Origin of the sequence: Klebsiella sp. K4 (genome assembly GCF_014596785.2) — a bacterium.
GTDB lineage: Bacteria > Pseudomonadota > Gammaproteobacteria > Enterobacterales > Enterobacteriaceae > Klebsiella > Klebsiella pneumoniae.
In genome coordinates this window covers 4,828,977-4,847,296 of record NZ_CP115021.1, presented here as the reverse complement: position 1 = coordinate 4,847,296, position 18,320 = coordinate 4,828,977, and the positions used below count along the sequence as shown (strand labels likewise).

16 protein-coding genes and 3 tRNA genes are annotated in these 18,320 nt (G+C 57.8%); 16 read left to right on the top strand and 3 right to left on the bottom strand.

The window, feature by feature from the left end:
• Nucleotides 1–7 precede the first annotated feature (7 nt).
• Entirely contained in the window at nucleotides 8–739 is a 732-nt protein-coding gene (locus IB144_RS23915) for a transporter substrate-binding domain-containing protein (protein WP_004177719.1), read from the bottom strand.
• Between the two features lie 294 nt (nucleotides 740–1,033).
• Here IB144_RS23915 and IB144_RS23910 point away from each other — a divergent pair.
• From IB144_RS23910 to IB144_RS23900, 3 genes are all read left to right on the top strand, one after another.
• Nucleotides 1,034–1,109, top strand: a tRNA-Gly gene (locus tag IB144_RS23910).
• Between the two features lie 68 nt (nucleotides 1,110–1,177).
• A tRNA-Gly gene (locus tag IB144_RS23905) sits at nucleotides 1,178–1,253 on the top strand.
• Nucleotides 1,254–1,325: 72 nt separating this feature from the next.
• Nucleotides 1,326–1,401 (top strand) — tRNA-Gly (locus IB144_RS23900).
• A gap of 270 nt (nucleotides 1,402–1,671) precedes the next feature.
• On the opposite strand, the gene queG is transcribed toward IB144_RS23900, so the two are convergent.
• Complete coding sequence (queG, locus tag IB144_RS23895) at nucleotides 1,672–2,811, bottom strand: tRNA epoxyqueuosine(34) reductase QueG (RefSeq protein WP_004178333.1); 1,140 nt, start codon at nucleotides 2,809–2,811, stop codon at nucleotides 1,672–1,674.
• Between the two features lie 13 nt (nucleotides 2,812–2,824).
• Here queG and nnr point away from each other — a divergent pair, with 13 nt between their 5' ends.
• The 9 genes from nnr to hflC all read left to right on the top strand — a co-directional run bounded on the left by nnr (nucleotide 2,825) and on the right by hflC (nucleotide 13,067).
• Nucleotides 2,825–4,336 (top strand): bifunctional ADP-dependent NAD(P)H-hydrate dehydratase/NAD(P)H-hydrate epimerase, encoded by a 1,512-nt coding sequence (gene nnr / locus IB144_RS23890; protein WP_072143359.1) that lies wholly within the window; start codon nucleotides 2,825–2,827, stop codon nucleotides 4,334–4,336.
• Nucleotides 4,329–4,790 (top strand): tRNA (adenosine(37)-N6)-threonylcarbamoyltransferase complex ATPase subunit type 1 TsaE, encoded by a 462-nt coding sequence (tsaE, locus tag IB144_RS23885; RefSeq protein ID WP_004210688.1) that lies wholly within the window; start codon nucleotides 4,329–4,331, stop codon nucleotides 4,788–4,790. The genes nnr and tsaE overlap by 8 nt, the downstream gene beginning before the upstream one ends.
• A gap of 16 nt (nucleotides 4,791–4,806) precedes the next feature.
• The gene (gene amiB / locus IB144_RS23880; protein ID WP_004152021.1) at nucleotides 4,807–6,162 is read left to right on the top strand and encodes an N-acetylmuramoyl-L-alanine amidase AmiB; all 1,356 of its coding nucleotides are present in this window, start codon (nucleotides 4,807–4,809) and stop codon (nucleotides 6,160–6,162) included.
• Nucleotides 6,163–6,172: 10 nt separating this feature from the next.
• Nucleotides 6,173–8,032, top strand: coding sequence for a DNA mismatch repair endonuclease MutL (gene mutL / locus IB144_RS23875; protein ID WP_032420824.1), 1,860 nt, complete (start codon nucleotides 6,173–6,175; stop codon nucleotides 8,030–8,032).
• A complete protein-coding gene (miaA, locus tag IB144_RS23870) occupies nucleotides 8,025–8,975 on the top strand; it encodes a tRNA (adenosine(37)-N6)-dimethylallyltransferase MiaA (RefSeq protein ID WP_002885652.1) in 951 nt (316 codons plus the stop codon). The genes mutL and miaA overlap by 8 nt, the downstream gene beginning before the upstream one ends.
• Nucleotides 8,976–9,067: 92 nt before the next feature.
• A complete protein-coding gene (hfq, locus tag IB144_RS23865; RefSeq protein ID WP_002885659.1) occupies nucleotides 9,068–9,376 on the top strand; it encodes an RNA chaperone Hfq in 309 nt (102 codons plus the stop codon).
• 75 nt (nucleotides 9,377–9,451) lie between these two features.
• The gene (gene hflX, locus IB144_RS23860) at nucleotides 9,452–10,732 is read left to right on the top strand and encodes a ribosome rescue GTPase HflX (RefSeq protein ID WP_004146725.1); all 1,281 of its coding nucleotides are present in this window, start codon (nucleotides 9,452–9,454) and stop codon (nucleotides 10,730–10,732) included.
• Between the two features lie 65 nt (nucleotides 10,733–10,797).
• Nucleotides 10,798–12,060: an FtsH protease activity modulator HflK gene (gene hflK, locus IB144_RS23855; protein WP_004146726.1), complete on the top strand. Its 1,263-nt coding sequence runs from the start codon at nucleotides 10,798–10,800 to the stop codon at nucleotides 12,058–12,060.
• Nucleotides 12,061–12,062: 2 nt separating this feature from the next.
• Nucleotides 12,063–13,067 carry a protease modulator HflC gene (gene hflC, locus IB144_RS23850; RefSeq protein ID WP_002885662.1) on the top strand — a complete coding sequence of 335 codons (1,005 nt, stop codon included), beginning with the start codon at nucleotides 12,063–12,065 and terminating at the stop codon, nucleotides 13,065–13,067.
• Between the two features lie 82 nt (nucleotides 13,068–13,149).
• On the opposite strand, the gene IB144_RS23845 is transcribed toward hflC, so the two are convergent.
• Nucleotides 13,150–13,440, bottom strand: coding sequence for a hypothetical protein (locus tag IB144_RS23845; protein WP_032420825.1), 291 nt, complete (start codon nucleotides 13,438–13,440; stop codon nucleotides 13,150–13,152).
• Nucleotides 13,441–13,662: 222 nt separating this feature from the next.
• Between IB144_RS23845 and IB144_RS23840 the strand changes: the two genes are divergently transcribed.
• The 4 genes from IB144_RS23840 to rnr all read left to right on the top strand — a co-directional run bounded on the left by IB144_RS23840 (nucleotide 13,663) and on the right by rnr (nucleotide 18,306).
• Complete coding sequence (locus IB144_RS23840; RefSeq protein WP_002885664.1) at nucleotides 13,663–13,860, top strand: DUF2065 domain-containing protein; 198 nt, start codon at nucleotides 13,663–13,665, stop codon at nucleotides 13,858–13,860.
• Nucleotides 13,861–13,962: 102 nt separating this feature from the next.
• Nucleotides 13,963–15,261, top strand: a complete 1,299-nt coding sequence (locus IB144_RS23835; RefSeq protein ID WP_002885665.1) for an adenylosuccinate synthase — start codon at nucleotides 13,963–13,965, stop codon at nucleotides 15,259–15,261.
• A 150-nt stretch (nucleotides 15,262–15,411) separates the two neighbouring features.
• On the top strand, nucleotides 15,412–15,837 hold the full coding sequence (nsrR, locus tag IB144_RS23830; protein WP_002885667.1) for a nitric oxide-sensing transcriptional repressor NsrR: 426 nt from the start codon (nucleotides 15,412–15,414) through the stop codon (nucleotides 15,835–15,837).
• Nucleotides 15,838–15,873: 36 nt separating this feature from the next.
• A complete protein-coding gene (gene rnr, locus IB144_RS23825; protein ID WP_002885668.1) occupies nucleotides 15,874–18,306 on the top strand; it encodes a ribonuclease R in 2,433 nt (810 codons plus the stop codon).
• The last annotated feature ends 14 nt before the right edge of the window (nucleotides 18,307–18,320 follow it).

The window sequence follows — 18,320 nt, the reverse complement described above, 5'->3', positions numbered from 1 at the left end:
TTCTGCGTTATTTAAACCACTTCTGCTGCATCTGCTGGAAGTCAGGTGTCGCCATGACCGCGGCCAGGGCATCGTTGATGGCGTTCAGCAGCTCCGGATCGTCTTTGCGCACCGCAATCGCATACTGCTTACCGTAATAAGCCGGGTCGGTGGCCCGTTCATCCATGATGGCGTAGTCAGGGTTCTCCTGCTGCCAGGCGTCGAGGGTGGCGAAGTCGCCCATGACGCCGGTTATTTGCCCGGCTTTCAGCGCGGCCAGGGCGCTGGCGACATCGTCGTAAGGGACAGCCTGTACGGCTTTCTGTTTATCACGCAGGTAGCGCTGATGCAGCGTGCCTTTCACCACGCCGACTTTTTTAGCCTTCAGATCGGCAAAGGTATGGGCGACATCTTTGTTGACGATCACTACCCCGGAGAGCGCCTGGCGATAGGGTCGGCTGAAGGCGACCTGCTTCTCACGCATCGGGATCACTTCCATGCCGGCAATCACCGCGTCAAATTTCTTAAAGCGTAAAGCCGGGATCAGGGTATCGAAACGCTGCGCCGTGAACTGGCACTGCGCCTGCATCTGCTGGCACAGGGCGTGCGCGAGATCGATATCGAAGCCAACGGGCTGATTTTTGCCGTTGGCGGTGACAAACGGTGGATTGGCCGTGGTGGTGCCAAAATGGAGCGTCTCGGCTGACGCGGTTCCGATGGCCAGCGTGCTCAGCAGCAGGACGGTGAGGACTTTTCTCATGCTAATTCCCTGTTTGGCGTCGGGGTGGCCTCGTTATACGTCGCGCCACCTCTGTATGATGCGAGCGATTTTGCGTCATTCAGCCGGGCGGAAAAAGCGATTTTGCCCGTTATGACGCTTATTTATACAATTCAGCGGCGTAGATGGCGAGAAAATGTCCATTTAAACAAAAAACGCAAAAAAGTGATCGTCAGGGGGTTGCAGGGGCATCGAATTCTCGTATAATGCGCCTCCCGTAACGACGCAGAAATGCAAATTACGACGCCATCGAAATATGGCAAAAAATGCAGTAACGCGGGAATAGCTCAGTTGGTAGAGCACGACCTTGCCAAGGTCGGGGTCGCGAGTTCGAGTCTCGTTTCCCGCTCCAAAATTTGAAAGCACCATCCTGATCAAAGGATTTCATCTCGCAGATGCGGGGCGAAAGCCGAAGATTAAGCGGGAATAGCTCAGTTGGTAGAGCACGACCTTGCCAAGGTCGGGGTCGCGAGTTCGAGTCTCGTTTCCCGCTCCAAAATTTGAAAGACACACCACACCAGTCGCAGTTTTCAGGTTGCTAGACGGTAGCTTGAATGACGATGATTAAGCGGGAATAGCTCAGTTGGTAGAGCACGACCTTGCCAAGGTCGGGGTCGCGAGTTCGAGTCTCGTTTCCCGCTCCAAATTTTCTTCCATCTCTTATTTATCCACAGTGCAATCCAGCGCCGGGGATGATTTTCGTTTGGTCCGCAGAAATACTGTGAACAGAGTTATCCACAGGTTGTCGTTCCGTCACTGGCGGCGCAAATGCTTCGCTTTGTAAATAGTATCTTTGTATGTGATTGAAATTTAACAAATAAATTTCATTTCAAAATGTTAATCCGATCACTTGACCTTGGTCTGCGCCTTGAAACGCAATGTGTTTTAGATTTTATTCACAGCCTGTGAATGAATCAGGCGTCGCGCGGCAAGCCTTTCTCTACCACTCTGACCAGACGTAATTTTTTCGGCAGCTGTACTTCAACGGCGTCGGCGTTCCGCTTTTTCAGTTGCTGGGCAATCGCCCACTCAATGTGTTCATCGAGAAGCGGGTGCTCGCCCCGGCGGCTCTCCAGGGCGCGAAGATGGGCTTCATCCCAGGGCGCATTGCCCAACGCGACGGCGATATTGCGCAGCCAGCGCAGGTGGCCAATGCGACGAATCGCCGACCCTTCGGTCACCTTCAGAAACCACGCTTCGCTCCAGGCGAACAGCTCCACCAGCGGCGGGGCATGCAGCGCTTTGCGTGGGCTGAAATCCTCTTCATCGGTGAGCTGTGAGAAACGGTTCCACGGGCAGATCAGCTGACAATCATCACAACCGTAAATACGGTTGCCGATTAGTGGACGGAACTCCTCGGGGATTGCACCTTCCAGTTCAATGGTGAGATAGGAGATGCAGCGCCGGGCGTCGACGGTATAGGGCTCAACGATGGCCCCGGTGGGACAGATGGTCATGCAGGCGACGCAGCGCCCACACTCCTCCGCGACCGGGCTGTCGACCGGCAGGGGCAGATCAATCAGCAGTTCGCCGAGGAAAAAGAACGATCCGGCGTCGCGGCTTAAGATAAGTGAGTGCTTACCTGTCCAGCCTAGGCCCGCTTTTTCTGCGATTGGCCGTTCCAGGATAGGCGCGGAATCGACAAAAGGTCTAAAATTGAGCGAAGCACACTGTTCCTGAATCTTCTCCCCCAGCTTTTTCAGGCGATTACGTAGCAGCTTATGATAATCACGCCCGAGGGCATAACGGCTGACGTAACCCAGCGTGGGATCTTTCAGGGTGCGGGCAAAGGCGGCGTTAGCGGGCAGATAGTTCATCCGCACGCTGATGACGCGTAACGTACCGGGTAGCAGTTCGTGGGGACGGGCGCGCATCATACCGTGACGGGCCATCCATTCCATTTCGCCGTGGTATTGTTTATCCAGCCATGCCTGCAGTTTGGGTTCACTGGCGCTGAGGTCGGTATCGGCGATCCCCACCTGCTGGAACCCAAGCTCTGTGCCCCATTGTTTGATTTGTTGCGCTAACTGAACGAGATCGAGGGGCTGTGACATGATGGACCATACATTGACGAAAAACCCTGACAGTATACCATACAACATTTGGCCTGCGGAGGCGCTGCGCCTGGCCGAACGAGAGGCGGCGGACAGCCTGGGGCTGACGCTGTTCGAACTCATGCAGCGCGCGGGCGAGGCGGCGTTCCAGCTGGCCAGCGGCGCTTATCCTGCCAGCGCGCACTGGCTGATCCTCTGCGGACATGGCAACAACGGCGGCGACGGATATGTCGTTGCGCGTCTGGCACAGGCCGCGGGGCGGCGAGTGACGCTGCTGGCGGTGGAGAGTGACAGCCCGCTGCCGGAAGAGGCGCAGGCGGCGCGGGAGGCGTGGCTTAACGCCGGCGGCGTGATCCATGCGGCGACTATCCCATGGCCCGACGATATCTCACTGATTATTGATGGCCTGCTCGGCACCGGTCTGCACAGCGCGCCGCGCGATCCCGTTGCGGCGCTCATCCACCAGGCGAACCACCACCCGGCGCCGGTGGTGGCGCTGGATATCCCTTCCGGCCTGAATGCGCAGACGGGCGCGACGCCAGGTGCAGTGGTACAGGCCGACCATACGCTGACCTTTATCGCCCTCAAGCCGGGGCTGCTGACCGGCAAGGCGCGGGATGTCGTCGGGCAACTCCACCATCATGCGCTGGGGCTCGAACGCTGGCTCGCCGGACAAAGCACTCCTCTGACGCGGTTTTGCGCCGCCCACCTCGCCGACTGGCTGCCGCCGCGGCGGGCCACCTCCCATAAAGGCGATCACGGTAAACTGGTGATTGTCGGCGGCGATCGCGGCACGGCAGGCGCTATCCGTATGTGCGGTGAAGCGGCCCTACGCAGCGGCGCGGGACTGGTGCGAGTACTTACTCACCCGGAGAACGTGGCGCCCATTGTCACCGTGCGGCCGGAATTAATGGTAGATGAACTGACGCCGCAGACTCTGAAAGCCGCGCTGGAGTGGGCTGATGTGGTGGCGATTGGCCCTGGCCTGGGGCAGCGCGAATGGGGACGCAGCGCCCTGCGCACGGTGGAAAGTTTTAACAAACCGATGGTCTGGGACGCCGACGCGCTGAACCTGCTGGCATTCAATCCCGATAAACGTCACAATCGCGTGCTAACGCCGCACCCCGGCGAAGCGGCCCGTATGCTGAACGTCAGCGTGGCAGAAATTGAAAGCGATCGCTTACTTTCTGCGCAGCGTCTGGTAAAACGGTATGGCGGCGTGGTTGTGCTGAAAGGCGCGGGCACGGTGGTGGCCAGTGAAAGCGGGGCGATGGGCATTATCGATGCCGGCAATGCCGGGATGGCCAGCGGCGGGATGGGCGATGTGCTCACAGGCATCATCGCCGCGTTGTTAGGACAGCACCTGACGCCGTATGATGCTGCCTGTGCCGGGTGCGTCGCTCATGGTGATGCCGCCGACCGACTGGCCGCCCGCGAGGGCACCCGCGGCATGCTGGCGACCGATCTCTTTTCCACGCTCAGGCGTGTTGTTAACCCGGATGTGATTGACGTAGACCATGATTAACCGAGTGATTCCTTTACCCGATGAGCAGGCCACGCTGGCCCTTGGTGACCGCATCGCGCAGGCCTGTACCGGCGCCACCGTGATTTATCTGTATGGTGATTTAGGCGCGGGGAAAACGACCTTCAGCCGCGGCTTTTTGCAGGCGCTCGGTCACCGCGGCAATGTCAAAAGCCCAACTTATACCCTGGTGGAGCCCTATACCCTCGAGAACCTGATGGTGTATCACTTCGATCTTTACCGTCTGGCGGATCCTGAGGAACTCGAATTTATGGGGATCCGTGATTATTTTGCCGACGATGCCATCTGCCTGGTGGAATGGCCGCAGCAAGGCGCAGGTGTCCTGCCTGACCCGGATGTTGAAATTCACCTTGATTACCAGGCACAAGGGCGTGAGGCGCGTATTACCGCGATCTCCTCACGGGGTGAATCTTTACTGGCGCGTATAGCCTTTTAGCCTGAAGGATGACGGGATGAAATATCGCATAACCACCTGGCTTGCCGCTGCGCTGATGCTGTCGAGTCTTCACGCCACTGCGGCGAGTTTATCCGATATCCAGGTCTCTAACGGAGACCAGCAGGCCCGTATTACCCTAAGCTTTGTCGGTGAGCCGGAGTACTCCTTTACCCCACAGGGTAAACGTCTGGTGGCGCTGGATATCAAGCAGACCGGCGTATTGCAGGGACTACCGCTGCAGTTTAGCGGCAGCAACCTGGTGAAGAGTATTCGCGCCGGCACGCCGCAGGATACGCAGACGCTGCGTCTGCTGGTGGATCTGACGGAAGATGGCAAAACCCGGGCGGTGAAGCAACAGAACGGGGCGAATTACACGGTGGTCTTTACCATCAACGCCGACGCGCCGCCGCCGCCGCCTCCGCCGCCCGTGGTGGTGAAACGGGCCGACCCACCGCCGGTGATGCCTTCCCGGACGACGACGTCAGGGCGTAACCCGTTCAGCTCGTCAGGTCATGAACGGCAGACGGTGATGACCTCCTCTCAGCCGGCGATGACCAACAATCAGACCGTGACTCGCCCGGCGGCCCGCACGGTGTCGGCGGATGATAAAGTCATTATCGCCATTGATGCCGGGCACGGCGGCCAGGATCCTGGCGCAATTGGTCCGAACGGCACCAAAGAGAAGAACGTCACTATCGCTATCGCGCGCAAGCTGCGGGCGTTACTGAACGCCGATCCGCAGTTTAAGCCGGTGCTGACCCGCGATGGGGATTACTTTATTTCGGTGATGGGCCGCTCTGACGTGGCGCGTAAGCAAAACGCCAATTTCCTCGTCTCTATCCATGCTGACGCCGCGCCAAACCGCGATGCCACCGGCGCCTCGGTGTGGGTGCTCTCGAACCGTCGCGCCAACAGCGAAATGGCCGGTTGGCTCGAGCAGCATGAGAAGCAGTCTGAACTGCTCGGCGGTGCGGGCGATGTGCTGGCAAACAGCCAGGCCGACCCCTACCTGAGCCAGGCGGTGCTGGATCTGCAGTTTGGTCATTCCCAGCGCGTCGGCTACGATGTGGCGACCAACGTGCTGAGCCAGCTGCAGCGTATTGGCAACCTGCACAAACGCCGCCCGGAGCATGCCAGCCTTGGCGTGCTGCGCTCGCCGGACATCCCGTCGATCCTCGTGGAAACGGGCTTTATCAGTAACAACGGCGAAGAGCGGCTGCTGGGTAGCGATGATTACCAGGAGCAGATTGCGGAGGCGATTTATAACGGCTTACGCAACTACTTTATGCAGCATCCGCTGCAGTCGGCGCCTCGCGGCGAGGCGGCGCAGACCGCCAGCGCCGCGGCGCCGGGCGGGATGTTGATTAACTAAGGAGCAGGGGATGCCGATTCAGGTTCTGCCGCCGCAGCTCGCCAACCAGATTGCCGCCGGCGAGGTGGTGGAGCGGCCTGCGTCGGTGGTGAAAGAGCTGGTTGAGAACAGTCTTGATGCGGGCGCCACGCGGATTGACATTGATATCGAACGCGGCGGCGCGAAGCTTATTCGCATCCGCGATAACGGCAGCGGCATCAAAAAAGACGAGCTGGCGCTGGCCCTGGCTCGTCATGCGACCAGCAAGATCGCCTCGCTTGACGATCTGGAGGCCATTATCAGCCTCGGCTTTCGCGGCGAAGCGCTGGCCAGTATCAGTTCGGTAGCGCGCTTAACGCTGACTTCGCGCACGGCGGAGCAGCAGGAAGCCTGGCAGGCGTATGCTGAAGGCCGCGATCAGGCGGTGACGGTGAAGCCGGCGGCGCACCCGGTCGGTACCACTCTGGAAGTCCTCGATCTGTTCTATAACACCCCGGCGCGGCGCAAATTTATGCGCACCGAAAAGACCGAGTTCGGCCACATTGACGAGGTGGTGCGCCGCATTGCGCTGGCGCGCTTCGACGTCACTATCAACCTCAGCCATAACGGCAAGGTGATGCGCCAGTATCGGGCCGTCGCTCAGGATGGCCAGCGCGAGCGCCGGCTGGGGACAATTTGCGGCGCCGCTTTTCTCGAACATGCGCTGGCGATCGAGTGGCAGCATGGCGATCTGACCCTGCGCGGCTGGGTCGCCGATCCGCTGCATACCACCCCGGCGCTGGCGGAAATTCAGTATTGCTACGTTAACGGGCGGATGATGCGCGATCGGCTGATCAACCATGCTATCCGCCAGGCCTGTGAAGACAAGCTAGGGGCCGATCAGCAACCGGCGTTTGTGCTGTATCTGGAGATCGATCCCCATCAGGTGGATGTAAACGTCCACCCGGCCAAGCATGAGGTGCGTTTCCATCAGTCGCGCCTGGTGCACGACTTTATCTACCAGGGCGTACTGAGCGTACTGCAGCAGCAGCTTGACGCGCCGCTGGCGGAAAAAGACGACCCGCCGGCGCCGCGCCCGATGCCGGAGAACCGCATCGCCGCGGGAGGCAACCAGTTTGCGCGGCCAGCGGAAGCGCGGGAACCTGCGCCCCGCTTCAGCATCACGCCATCGCGTGAGCCTGCGGCCTCCAGCGGCAAACCGGGCGGCGCGAGCTGGCCGCATGCGCAGCCGGGTTACCAGAAGCAGCAGGGAGCGCTTTATCGTCAACTGCTCGACACGCCAACGGCGCCAAAGCCAGCGTTGCAGCCTCCGGCGGCGGCAGAGTTGGCTGGTCACAGTCAGAGCTTTGGCAGAGTGCTGACGATTGTTGGCGGCGACTGCGCGCTGCTGGAGCGCGAGGGCGGTCTGGCGCTGCTGTCGTTGACCGTTGCCGAGCGCTGGCTGCGCCAGGCGCAGTTGACCCCGGGAGCGGAGGCAGTATGTGCTCAGCCGCTGCTGATCCCGCTGCGGTTAAAAGTTACGGAAGGGGAAAAGCAGGCGCTGGCCGCCGCTCAGCCGGCGCTGGCGCAGCTAGGGATCGATGTGCATACCGATGCCCTGCACGTGACGGTGCGCGCGGTCCCTTTACCCTTAAGACAACAAAATTTACAAATCTTGATTCCTGAACTGATAGGCTACCTGGCGCAGCAAAACGCATTCGACGTCGGCAATATCGCCCAATGGATGGCGCGTAATCTGACGAGCGAACAGACGTCATGGAATATGGCGCAGGCGATTGCGCTGCTGGCGGACGTTGAGCGTCTTTGCCCGCAGCTGGTGAGAACGCCGCCGGGTGGCCTGTTACAACCTGTAGATCTCCATTCGGCGATGAATGCCCTGAAAGATGAATGATGTAACCGAGGCGAGCCTGCCCAAGGCAATTTTTTTAATGGGCCCGACGGCCTCCGGCAAAACCGCGCTGGCGATAGCCTTACGTAAAGTTTTGCCAGTAGAGTTGATTAGCGTTGATTCCGCCCTCATTTATCGGGGAATGGATATTGGCACCGCCAAACCGGATGCTGCGGAGCTTAGCGCTGCGCCGCATCGGCTGCTGGATATTTTGGATCCTGCGGAGGCCTATTCCGCGGCGGATTTTCGCCGCGATGCGCTGGCGGCGATGGCGGATATTGTCGCCGCCGGGCGAATTCCGCTGTTAGTCGGCGGAACGATGTTGTATTTCAAAGCGTTGCTGGAAGGATTGTCGCCCTTACCGTCGGCTGACCCAGAGGTCAGAGCGCGGATTGAGCAGCAGGCCGCAGAGCAGGGGTGGAATGCGTTACATCAGCAATTACAGGAGATCGATCCCGTGGCTGCTGCGCGTATTCATCCAAATGATCCGCAAAGGCTTTCCCGGGCACTGGAAGTTTTTTTCATTTCGGGTAAAACTTTAACGGAACTGACGCAAACGTCAGGAGACGCTCTGCCATATCAGGTGCATCAGTTCGCCATCGCCCCGGCGAGCCGTGAACTGCTCCATCAACGCATAGAACAGCGTTTTCATCAGATGTTAGCTTCAGGTTTTGAAGCAGAAGTACGGGCGCTTTTTGCCCGCGGAGATTTGCATACGGACATGCCTTCCATCCGTTGTGTCGGATACCGCCAGATGTGGTCATATCTCAATGGCGAGATCCCGTATGATGAGATGGTTTATCGAGGTGTTTGCGCCACGAGACAGTTAGCCAAACGTCAGGTCACCTGGCTGCGCGGTTGGGAAGGTGTGCACTGGTTAGACAGTGAACAACCTGAACAAGCGCTCAACAAAGTATTACAGGTTGTTGGTGCGAGCCAGAACTGAACGTGTACAATTAAACGGTATCGTGCGTAATTTTTTTTGAGAATCGTAAGGTTCTGAGTACAAAACAAGCATACATATAAGGAAAAGAGAGAATGGCTAAGGGGCAATCTTTACAAGATCCGTTCCTGAACGCTTTGCGTCGGGAACGCGTTCCGGTTTCTATTTATTTGGTGAATGGTATCAAGCTGCAAGGGCAAATTGAGTCTTTCGATCAGTTCGTGATCCTGTTGAAGAACACGGTCAGCCAGATGGTCTATAAGCACGCAATTTCTACTGTTGTCCCGTCTCGCCCGGTGTCTCACCACAGCAACAATGCTGGCGGCGGTTCCAGTAACTATCACCACGGTGGTAGCGCGCAGGGTTCTTCTGCGCCGCAACAAGACAGCGACGACGCCGAATAAGGCCAGTGCTGTTTTTCCACGCCGGGGAGCCAGGTTTTCTGCGTTCCCCGCTGGTATTTTATAAGGGGTTTACGCTTGTTTGACCGTTATGACGCCGGTGAGCAGGCGGTACTGGTACACATCTATTTTTCGCAAGACAAAGATATGGAAGATCTCCAGGAGTTTGAAACTCTGGCCTCTTCCGCCGGTGTCGAAGCAATGCAGGTGATTACCGGTAGCCGTAAAGCACCGCACCCGAAGTATTTTGTTGGTGAAGGTAAGGCAGTCGAAATTGCGGAAGCCGTTAAAGCGACCGGCGCTTCGGTCGTGCTCTTCGATCATGCCCTGAGTCCGGCGCAAGAACGTAACCTGGAACGCCTGTGCGAATGCCGGGTTATCGATCGCACCGGTCTTATTTTAGATATTTTCGCCCAGCGCGCGCGCACCCATGAAGGGAAATTGCAGGTCGAGCTGGCGCAGCTGCGCCATATGGCGACTCGCCTTGTCCGCGGTTGGACCCACCTTGAAAGACAGAAGGGCGGGATTGGTTTGCGTGGCCCGGGTGAAACCCAGCTCGAAACCGACCGCCGTTTATTGCGTAACCGTATTATGCAGATCCTGTCGCGGCTGGAAAAAGTCGAGAAACAGCGCGAGCAGGGGCGGCGGTCGCGTGCGAAAGCCGATATTCCTACCGTGTCGCTGGTGGGCTATACCAACGCCGGAAAATCAACGCTCTTTAATCAGATCACTGCCGCCGAGGTCTATGCCGCGAACCAGCTGTTCGCCACCCTGGACCCGACGCTGCGCCGCATTGACGTCCCTGACGTCGGCGAAACGGTGCTGGCCGATACCGTCGGCTTTATTCGCCACCTGCCGCACGATCTGGTAGCCGCGTTTAAAGCGACGTTGCAGGAGACGCGTCAGGCGACGCTGCTGCTGCATGTGATTGACGCGGCGGATGTCCGCGTGCAGGAAAACATTGATGCGGTAAATACGGTTCTCGCTGAAATTGAGGCCGATGAGATCCCGGCGCTGCTGGTGATGAACAAAATCGACATGCTTGACGATTTTGAACCGCGCATCGATCGCGACGATGAAAATAAACCGATTCGGGTCTGGCTTTCAGCCCAGACCGGGGTTGGCGTACCACTGCTTTTTCAGGCATTAACGGAGCGTCTTTCCGGTGAAGTGGCCCAGCATACGCTGCGCTTACCGCCGAAAGAAGGGCGACTGAGAAGCCGTTTCTATCAGCTTCAGGCGATAGAAAAAGAGTGGATGGAGGATGACGGCAGCGTGAGTCTGCAGGTGCGCATGCCGATCGTTGACTGGCGGCGCCTCTGTAAGCAAGAGCCAACGCTTGTTGACTATGTGGTTTAACCTTGCAGCTTGCCTGAAGATATTGACCCCTGTGGGGATATCAAAAACAAATATGGAGCATATACATGGCGTGGAATCAGCCCGGTAATAACGGACAGGACCGCGACCCGTGGGGGAGCAGCAAACCTGGCGGCAACTCTGAGGGAAATGGCAATAAAGGCGGTCGCGAGCAGGGGCCGCCGGATCTGGATGATATCTTCCGCAAGTTAAGTAAAAAACTTGGCGGGCTCGGCGGCGGCAAGGGCGGACTGGGCGGCGGCAATAGCGCGCAGGGGCCTCGCGGACCGATGGGCGGGCGTATTGTCGGCATCGTTGCCGCGGCGGCAGTGATTATCTGGGCGGCCAGCGGTTTCTATACCATTAAAGAGGCCGAGCGCGGCGTGGTCACCCGTTTTGGTAAGTTCAGCCATCTGGTTGAGCCTGGCCTGAACTGGAAACCGACCTTTATCGATAACGTTCAGGCGGTGAACGTGGAGTCGGTGCGCGAACTTGCGGCTTCCGGCGTCATGCTGACCTCTGACGAAAACGTGGTGCGCGTTGAGATGAACGTGCAGTACCGCGTCACCGATCCGGAGCGCTATCTGTTTAGCGTGACCAGCGCGGACGACAGTCTGCGTCAGGCCACCGACAGCGCGCTGCGCGGCGTGATCGGCAAATATACCATGGATCGCATTCTGACCGAAGGTCGTACCGTGATCCGTAGCGATACCCAGCGTGAGCTGGAAGAGACGATTCGCCCGTACAACATGGGTATCACTCTGCTGGACGTCAACTTCCAGACGGCGCGTCCCCCGGAAGAGGTGAAGGCCGCGTTTGACGATGCCATTGCCGCGCGTGAGAACGAGCAGCAGTACATTCGTGAAGCGGAAGCGTATACCAACGAAGTCCAGCCGCGGGCGAATGGTCAGGCGCAGCGTATCCTCGAAGAGGCACGCGCCTATAAGACCCAGACCGTTCTGGAAGCCCAGGGTGAAGTGGCTCGCTTTGCGAAGATCCTGCCGGAATACAAAGCCGCGCCGGAAATTACCCGCGAGCGTCTGTATATCGAAACCATGGAAAAAGTGCTGAGCCACACCCGTAAAGTGCTGGTCAATGACAGCAAAAACGGCAATCTGATGGTTCTGCCGCTGGATCAGATGCTGAAAGGCGCCGCTGCGCCGGCAGCAAAGAGCGATAGCAGTGACGCCAGCGATCTGCTGCGCCTGCCGCCAGCATCCAGCTCAAGCAGCGCCAGCACCTCATCAACCTCGAGCTCAACCGGGGGTAGCATTATGGACCAACGCCGCGCTAACGCGCAGCGTAACGACTACCAGCGTCAGGGGGAATAACGATGCGTAAATCTGTTATCGCGATCATTGTCATCGTGCTGGTAGTGCTCTACATGTCTGTCTTTGTCGTAAAAGAAGGCGAGCGCGGTATCACGCTGCGTTTCGGTAAAGTTCTGCGCGACGACGAAAACAAGCCGCTGGTGTATGCGCCAGGCCTGCACTTCAAGATCCCGTTTATCGAATCGGTGAAGATGCTGGATGCGCGTATTCAGACCATGGACAACCAGGCTGACCGTTTCGTTACTAAAGAGAAGAAAGACCTGATCGTCGACTCCTATATCAAGTGGCGCATCAGCGACTTCAGCCGTTACTACCTGGCAACCGGCGGCGGCGACGTCTCCCAGGCCGAGGTGCTGCTGAAGCGTAAATTCTCTGACCGTCTGCGTTCTGAAATTGGTCGTCTGGATGTGAAAGATATCGTCACTGACTCCCGTGGTCGCCTGACCCTGGAAGTGCGCGATGCGCTGAACTCGGGTTCGGCCGGTACGGAAGATGAGGTTAGCACCCCGGCTGCTGACGACGCGATTGCTAAAGCGGCAGAGCGTGTGGAAGCCGAAACCAACGGTAAAGTGCAGGTGATCAACCCGAACAGTATGGCGGCGCTGGGTATCGAAGTTGTCGACGTACGTATCAAACAGATCAACCTGCCGGCAGAAGTGTCGGAAGCGATTTATAACCGTATGCGCGCGGAGCGTGAAGCGGTTGCTCGTCGCCATCGTTCACAGGGTCAGGAAGAGGCGGAAAAACTGCGCGCGACTGCGGACTATGAAGTCACCAAGACGCTGGCGGAAGCCGAGCGCCAGGGCCGTATCCTGCGTGGTGAAGGTGATGCGGAATCAGCGAAACTGTTTGCCGACGCGTTCAGCCAGGATCCAGGCTTCTACTCCTTTATCCGTAGCCTGCGTGCCTATGAGAAGAGCTTCCAGAGCAATCAGGATGTGATGGTCCTGAGTCCGGACAGCGATTTCTTCCGCTATATGCGTTCACCGGATTCGGCGCGTAAATAAGCCGGAGAAGGTGTAAACCTGAAGTAATAATGCGAAAAGGCGCCTGAAACAGGCGCCTTTTTTCATGCTGCGAGGGCGGGAATTAGTTGCCGAGTAGCTTGTTCAGCAGGCCGCCGATCACCGGCAGGCCTGCCAGCGCACTTTCGATGGTGCCGCCGATAGAAGAGCCGATGCTTTCGCCTAAGGTTTTGCCCAGGTCCGGCGCCAGGTCGGCCAGATTGAGGGTGCCAAGCAGTGGCAGGTTAATGCTCAGGGCATCAGTGCCCATCGTCCATGCGGCTGCGCCGACCTTGCTGCCTAAGGCCGCCAGACCATCCTGTAACCAGCCTGCGCCGCTCACATTTTCGATTTCAAATGCGGTTAATTCTCTCATCATAATCTTCCTGATTAAGTAGACGTACCGGGTTGTAGTACGCGATGGCATAGTTACAATTTAAAAAATATCCAGCAATACAATTAGTTGTGAATTTTGTTTCACCTTTCCGGTTCATAATGAAGCTGAAATACGGGACAATGTGAAATGAGGGAATGAATTCACCATGCTGGCCGAGACGCCCGCGAGGGCGGCAATGATACTTTTCAATTAGGGTTGACGATGAACTCCACCATTTGGCTGGCGCTGGCGCTGGTTTTAGTACTCGAAGGGCTTGGCCCGCTGCTTTATCCGCGCGCCTGGCGCAAGATGGTCGCCAGCCTGAGCCAGCTACCGGATAATTTATTGCGTCGTTTTGGCGGCGGACTTGTGGTTGCCGGGATTGTGATCTACTACATGTTGAGGAAATCGATTGGCTGATCAAAAAGTGGTCGGATTTGCCTTATTTTGGATGCAAAAAGTGCTGTAACTCTGAAAAAGCGATGGTAGAATCCATTTTTAAGCAAACGGTGATTTTGAAAAATGGGTAACAACGTCGTCGTACTGGGCACCCAATGGGGTGACGAAGGTAAAGGGAAGATCGTCGATCTCCTGACTGAACGGGCTAAATATGTTGTGCGCTACCAGGGTGGTCACAACGCCGGCCATACTCTCGTAATCAACGGTGAAAAAACCGTTCTCCATCTTATTCCATCAGGCATTCTGCGTGAAAACGTCACCAGCATCATCGGTAACGGCGTCGTGCTGTCTCCGGCCGCGCTGATGAAAGAGATGAAGGGCCTGGAAGACCGTGGTATCCCGGTTCGCGAGCGTCTGCTGCTCTCTGAAGCCTGCCCGCTTATCCTTGACTATCACGTGGCGCTGGACGTGGCGCGTGAAAAAGCGCGTGGCGCGAAAGCGATCGGCACTACCGGTCGCGGCATTGGCCCGGCTTACGAAGATAAAGTCGCTCGTCGCGGTCTGCGCGTTGGCGATCTGTTCGATAAAGCAACTTTCGCCGATAAACTGAAAGAAGTGATGGAATATCACAACTTCCAGCTGGTGAACTTCTACAAAGCAGAAGCGGTTGACTACCAGAAAGTGCTGGACGATGTGATGGCGATTGCCGACATCCTGACCAGCATGGTGGTGGACGTATCCGACCTGCTGGATCAGGCGCGTCAGCGCGGCGACTTCGTGATGTTCGAAGGCGCGCAGGGTACGCTGCTGGATATCGACCACGGTACCTACCCGTACGTTACGTCCTCTAACACCACCGCAGGTGGCGTGGCGACCGGCTCCGGCCTGGGCCCGCGTTATGTGGATTACGTTCTCGGTATCATTAAAGCTTACTCGACTCGCGTCGGTGCAGGTCCGTTCCCGACCGAGCTGTTTGATGAAACTGGCGAGTTCCTCTGCAAGCAGGGTAACGAATTCGGCGCCACCACCGGCCGTCGTCGTCGTACCGGCTGGCTGGATGCGGTCGCAGTCCGTCGCGCGGTGCAGATTAACTCCCTGTCCGGCTTCTGCCTGACTAAACTGGACGTCCTCGACGGCCTGAAAGAAGTGAAAATCTGCGTTGGCTACCGTATGCCGGATGGCCGCGAAGTGACCACCACTCCGCTGGCTGCCGATAACTGGGAAGGTATCGAGCCTATCTACGAAACCATGCCGGGCTGGTCCGAAACCACCTTCGGCGTGAAAGAGCGCAGCGGCCTGCCGCAGGCAGCCCTGAACTACATCCAGCGTATTGAAGAGCTGACCGGCGTGCCGGTGGATATCATCTCTACCGGTCCAGACCGTACCGAGACTATGATTCTGCGCGATCCGTTCGACGCGTAATCACTCTCAAGGGGCGCCGTTCGGGCGCCCTTGTTTTTGCTGTTCGCCCGCCCCATTTCAAATAAATTAGCGGCCTGAGCGCTGGCTGGTTTATCATCAATAATAATGATGTCGCTCGACATACCCTGTTTTCTTTTCCCTGAGGTTTATGTGCAGTTAACGAGTTTCACCGATTACGGACTACGCGCGCTGATTTATATGGCGTCGCTGCCGGAAGGACGAATGACCAGTATCTCGGAAGTGACCGAGGTCTATGGCGTCTCCCGTAATCATATGGTTAAAATAATCAATCAGTTAAGTCGCATGGGCTACGTGACTGCCGTGCGGGGGAAGAACGGGGGCATTCGCCTCGGCAAACCAGCAGGACAGATCCGCGTCGGTGACGTGGTGCGTGACCTTGAACCCTTATCGCTGGTCAACTGCAGCAGCGAGTTTTGCCACATTACACCAGCCTGTCGTCTGAAACAGGCACTAGCTGAAGCCGCGCAGAGTTTTCTCAAGGAACTGGATAACTATACGCTGGCTGATTTGGTTGAGAAGAATCAACCGCTTTATAAATTATTGCTGGTGGAGTGACGCCACTCTACCGGAGATGACAACGGAGGAACCGATATGTCACAAGATCCATTCCAGGAACGCGAAGCTGAGAAGTACGCGAACCCTATCCCGAGCCGGGAATTTATCCTCGAACATTTAACTAAACGGGAAAAGCCTGCCAGCCGCGATGAGCTGGCCATCGAGTTAAATATCGAGGGCGAAGAGCAAACCGAAGCGCTGCGCCGCCGCCTGCGCGCGATGGAGCGCGACGGTCAGTTGGTCTTCACCCGCCGCCAGTGCTATGCCCTGCCGGAACGCCTCGATCTCCTCAAAGGAACCGTTATTGGCCACCGCGATGGCTATGGTTTCCTGCGCGTTGAAGGGCGCAAAGACGATCTGTACCTGTCGTCAGAACAGATGAAAACCTGTATTCACGGCGACCAGGTGCTGGCTCAGCCGCTGGGCGCGGACCGTAAGGGCCGCCGCGAAGCGCGCATCGTCCGCGTCCTCGTGCCGAAAACCAGCCAGATAGTTGGCCGTTACTTCACCGACGCTGGCGTCGGCTTTGTCGTCCCGGACGACAGCCGCCTGAGCTTCGATATCCTGATCCCGCCGGAAGAGATAATGGGCGCGCGGATGGGCTACGTGGTCGTGGTCGAGCTGACCCAGCGACCAACCCGCCGCACCAAAGCGGTGGGTAAAATCGTCGAAGTGCTGGGCGACAACATGGGCACCGGCATGGCCGTCGATATGGCGCTGCGTACCCATGAGATTCCTTATGTCTGGCCGCCGGCGGTGGAAAAACAGGTTTCCGGTCTCAAAGAACAGGTGCCGGAAGAGGCGAAGGCCGGACGCGTCGATTTACGCTCGCTGCCGCTGGTTACCATTGACGGCGAAGATGCCCGCGACTTCGATGACGCGGTGTACTGCGAGAAGAAACGCGGCGGCGGCTGGCGCCTGTGGGTCGCCATTGCCGACGTCAGCTACTACGTGCGCCCGGGGACGCCGCTGGATGCGGAAGCGCGCAGTCGTGGCACCTCGGTCTACTTCCCGTCGCAGGTAGTGCCGATGCTGCCGGAAGTGCTGTCTAACGGTCTATGCTCGCTGAACCCGCAGGTCGATCGCCTGTGTATGGTGTGCGAGATGACGATTTCGTCAAAAGGCCGTCTGACCGGTTATAAATTCTATGAAGCGGTGATGAGTTCACATGCTCGCCTGACCTACACCAAAGTGTGGCATATGCTGCAGGGTGACCAGGAACTGCGCGAACACTACGCGCCGCTGGTGAAGCACATTGAAGAGCTGCATAACCTCTACAAAGTGCTGGAGAGCGCCCGCGAAGAGCGCGGCGGTATCTCATTTGAAAGTGAAGAAGCTAAATTCATCTTCAATGCCGAACGCCGTATTGAGCGTATCGAACAGACTCAGCGTAACGATGCGCATAAGCTGATTGAAGAGTGCATGATCCTGGCGAACATCTCCGCCGCGCGCTTCGTTGAGAAGGCGCAGGAGCCAGCGCTGTTCCGTATCCATGATAAGCCAACCACCGAAGCGATTACCTCCTTCCGTACCGTGCTGGCTGAGCTGGGACTGGAGCTGCCTGGCGGCAACAAGCCGGAGCCGCGTGATTACGCCGAGCTGCTAACCTCCATCGCCGATCGCCCGGATGCGGAAATGCTGCAGACGATGCTCCTGCGCTCCATGAAGCAGGCGGTCTACGATCCGGAAAACCGCGGTCACTTTGGCCTGGCGCTGCAGTCATACGCCCACTTCACCTCGCCGATTCGTCGTTACCCGGACCTGTCGCTGCACCGCGCTATCAAGTATCTGCTGGCCAAAGAGCAGGGACATAAAGGCAACAGCACCGAGACCGGCGGCTGGCACTACAGCATGGAAGAGATGCTCCAGCTGGGTCAGCACTGTTCGATGACCGAGCGCCGCGCCGACGAAGCGACGCGCGAAGTGTCTGACTGGCTGAAGTGCGACTTCATGCAGGATCAGGTGGGCAACATCTTCTCCGGCGTGATCGCCAGCGTGACCGGCTTTGGCTTCTTCGTCCGCCTGAACGATCTGTTTATCGACGGTCTGGTGCATGTTTCCAGCCTGGATAACGACTATTATCGTTTCGATCAGGTGGGGCAGCGTCTCATTGGTGAGTCCGGCGGCCAGACCTATCGCCTGGGCGACCGCGTGGAAGTCCGTGTGGAAGCGGTCAACATGGACGAGCGGAAAATCGACTTTACCCTGATCTCCAGCGAGCGTGCGCCGCGTAATGTCGGCAAGACCGCCCGTGAGAAAGCGAAAAAGAGTACCTCTGGCAAGCCGGGCGGCCGTCGCCGCCAGGTGGGTAAGCAGGTAAACTTCGAGCCGGACAGCGCTTTCCGTAAAGAGAAAGAGACCGCCCGACCGAAGAAAGAGAAAAAAGCGAAAAAACCGTCGGCGAAAACACAGAAAATCGCCGCCGCGACGAAAGCCAAGCGCGCGGCAAAGAAGAAGATCGCCGAGTGATTGACCTCCCTTCA

Excerpts from the sequence above, each read along its gene's own strand:
- IB144_RS23915 (WP_004177719.1), bottom strand. The coding sequence starts at position 739 with ATGAGAAAAGTCCTCACCGTCCTGCTGCTGAGCACGCTGGCCATCGGA.
- queG (WP_004178333.1), bottom strand. The coding sequence starts at position 2,811 with ATGTCACAGCCCCTCGATCTCGTTCAGTTAGCGCAACAAATCAAACAA.
- tsaE (WP_004210688.1), top strand. The coding sequence starts at position 4,329 with ATGATTAACCGAGTGATTCCTTTACCCGATGAGCAGGCCACGCTGGCC.
- amiB (WP_004152021.1), top strand. The coding sequence starts at position 4,807 with ATGAAATATCGCATAACCACCTGGCTTGCCGCTGCGCTGATGCTGTCG.
- mutL (WP_032420824.1), top strand. The coding sequence starts at position 6,173 with ATGCCGATTCAGGTTCTGCCGCCGCAGCTCGCCAACCAGATTGCCGCC.
- miaA (WP_002885652.1), top strand. The coding sequence starts at position 8,025 with ATGAATGATGTAACCGAGGCGAGCCTGCCCAAGGCAATTTTTTTAATG.
- hfq (WP_002885659.1), top strand. The coding sequence starts at position 9,068 with ATGGCTAAGGGGCAATCTTTACAAGATCCGTTCCTGAACGCTTTGCGT.
- hflK (WP_004146726.1), top strand. The coding sequence starts at position 10,798 with ATGGCGTGGAATCAGCCCGGTAATAACGGACAGGACCGCGACCCGTGG.
- hflC (WP_002885662.1), top strand. The coding sequence starts at position 12,063 with ATGCGTAAATCTGTTATCGCGATCATTGTCATCGTGCTGGTAGTGCTC.
- IB144_RS23845 (WP_032420825.1), bottom strand. The coding sequence starts at position 13,440 with ATGAGAGAATTAACCGCATTTGAAATCGAAAATGTGAGCGGCGCAGGC.
- IB144_RS23840 (WP_002885664.1), top strand. The coding sequence starts at position 13,663 with ATGAACTCCACCATTTGGCTGGCGCTGGCGCTGGTTTTAGTACTCGAA.
- IB144_RS23835 (WP_002885665.1), top strand. The coding sequence starts at position 13,963 with ATGGGTAACAACGTCGTCGTACTGGGCACCCAATGGGGTGACGAAGGT.
- rnr (WP_002885668.1), top strand. The coding sequence starts at position 15,874 with ATGTCACAAGATCCATTCCAGGAACGCGAAGCTGAGAAGTACGCGAAC.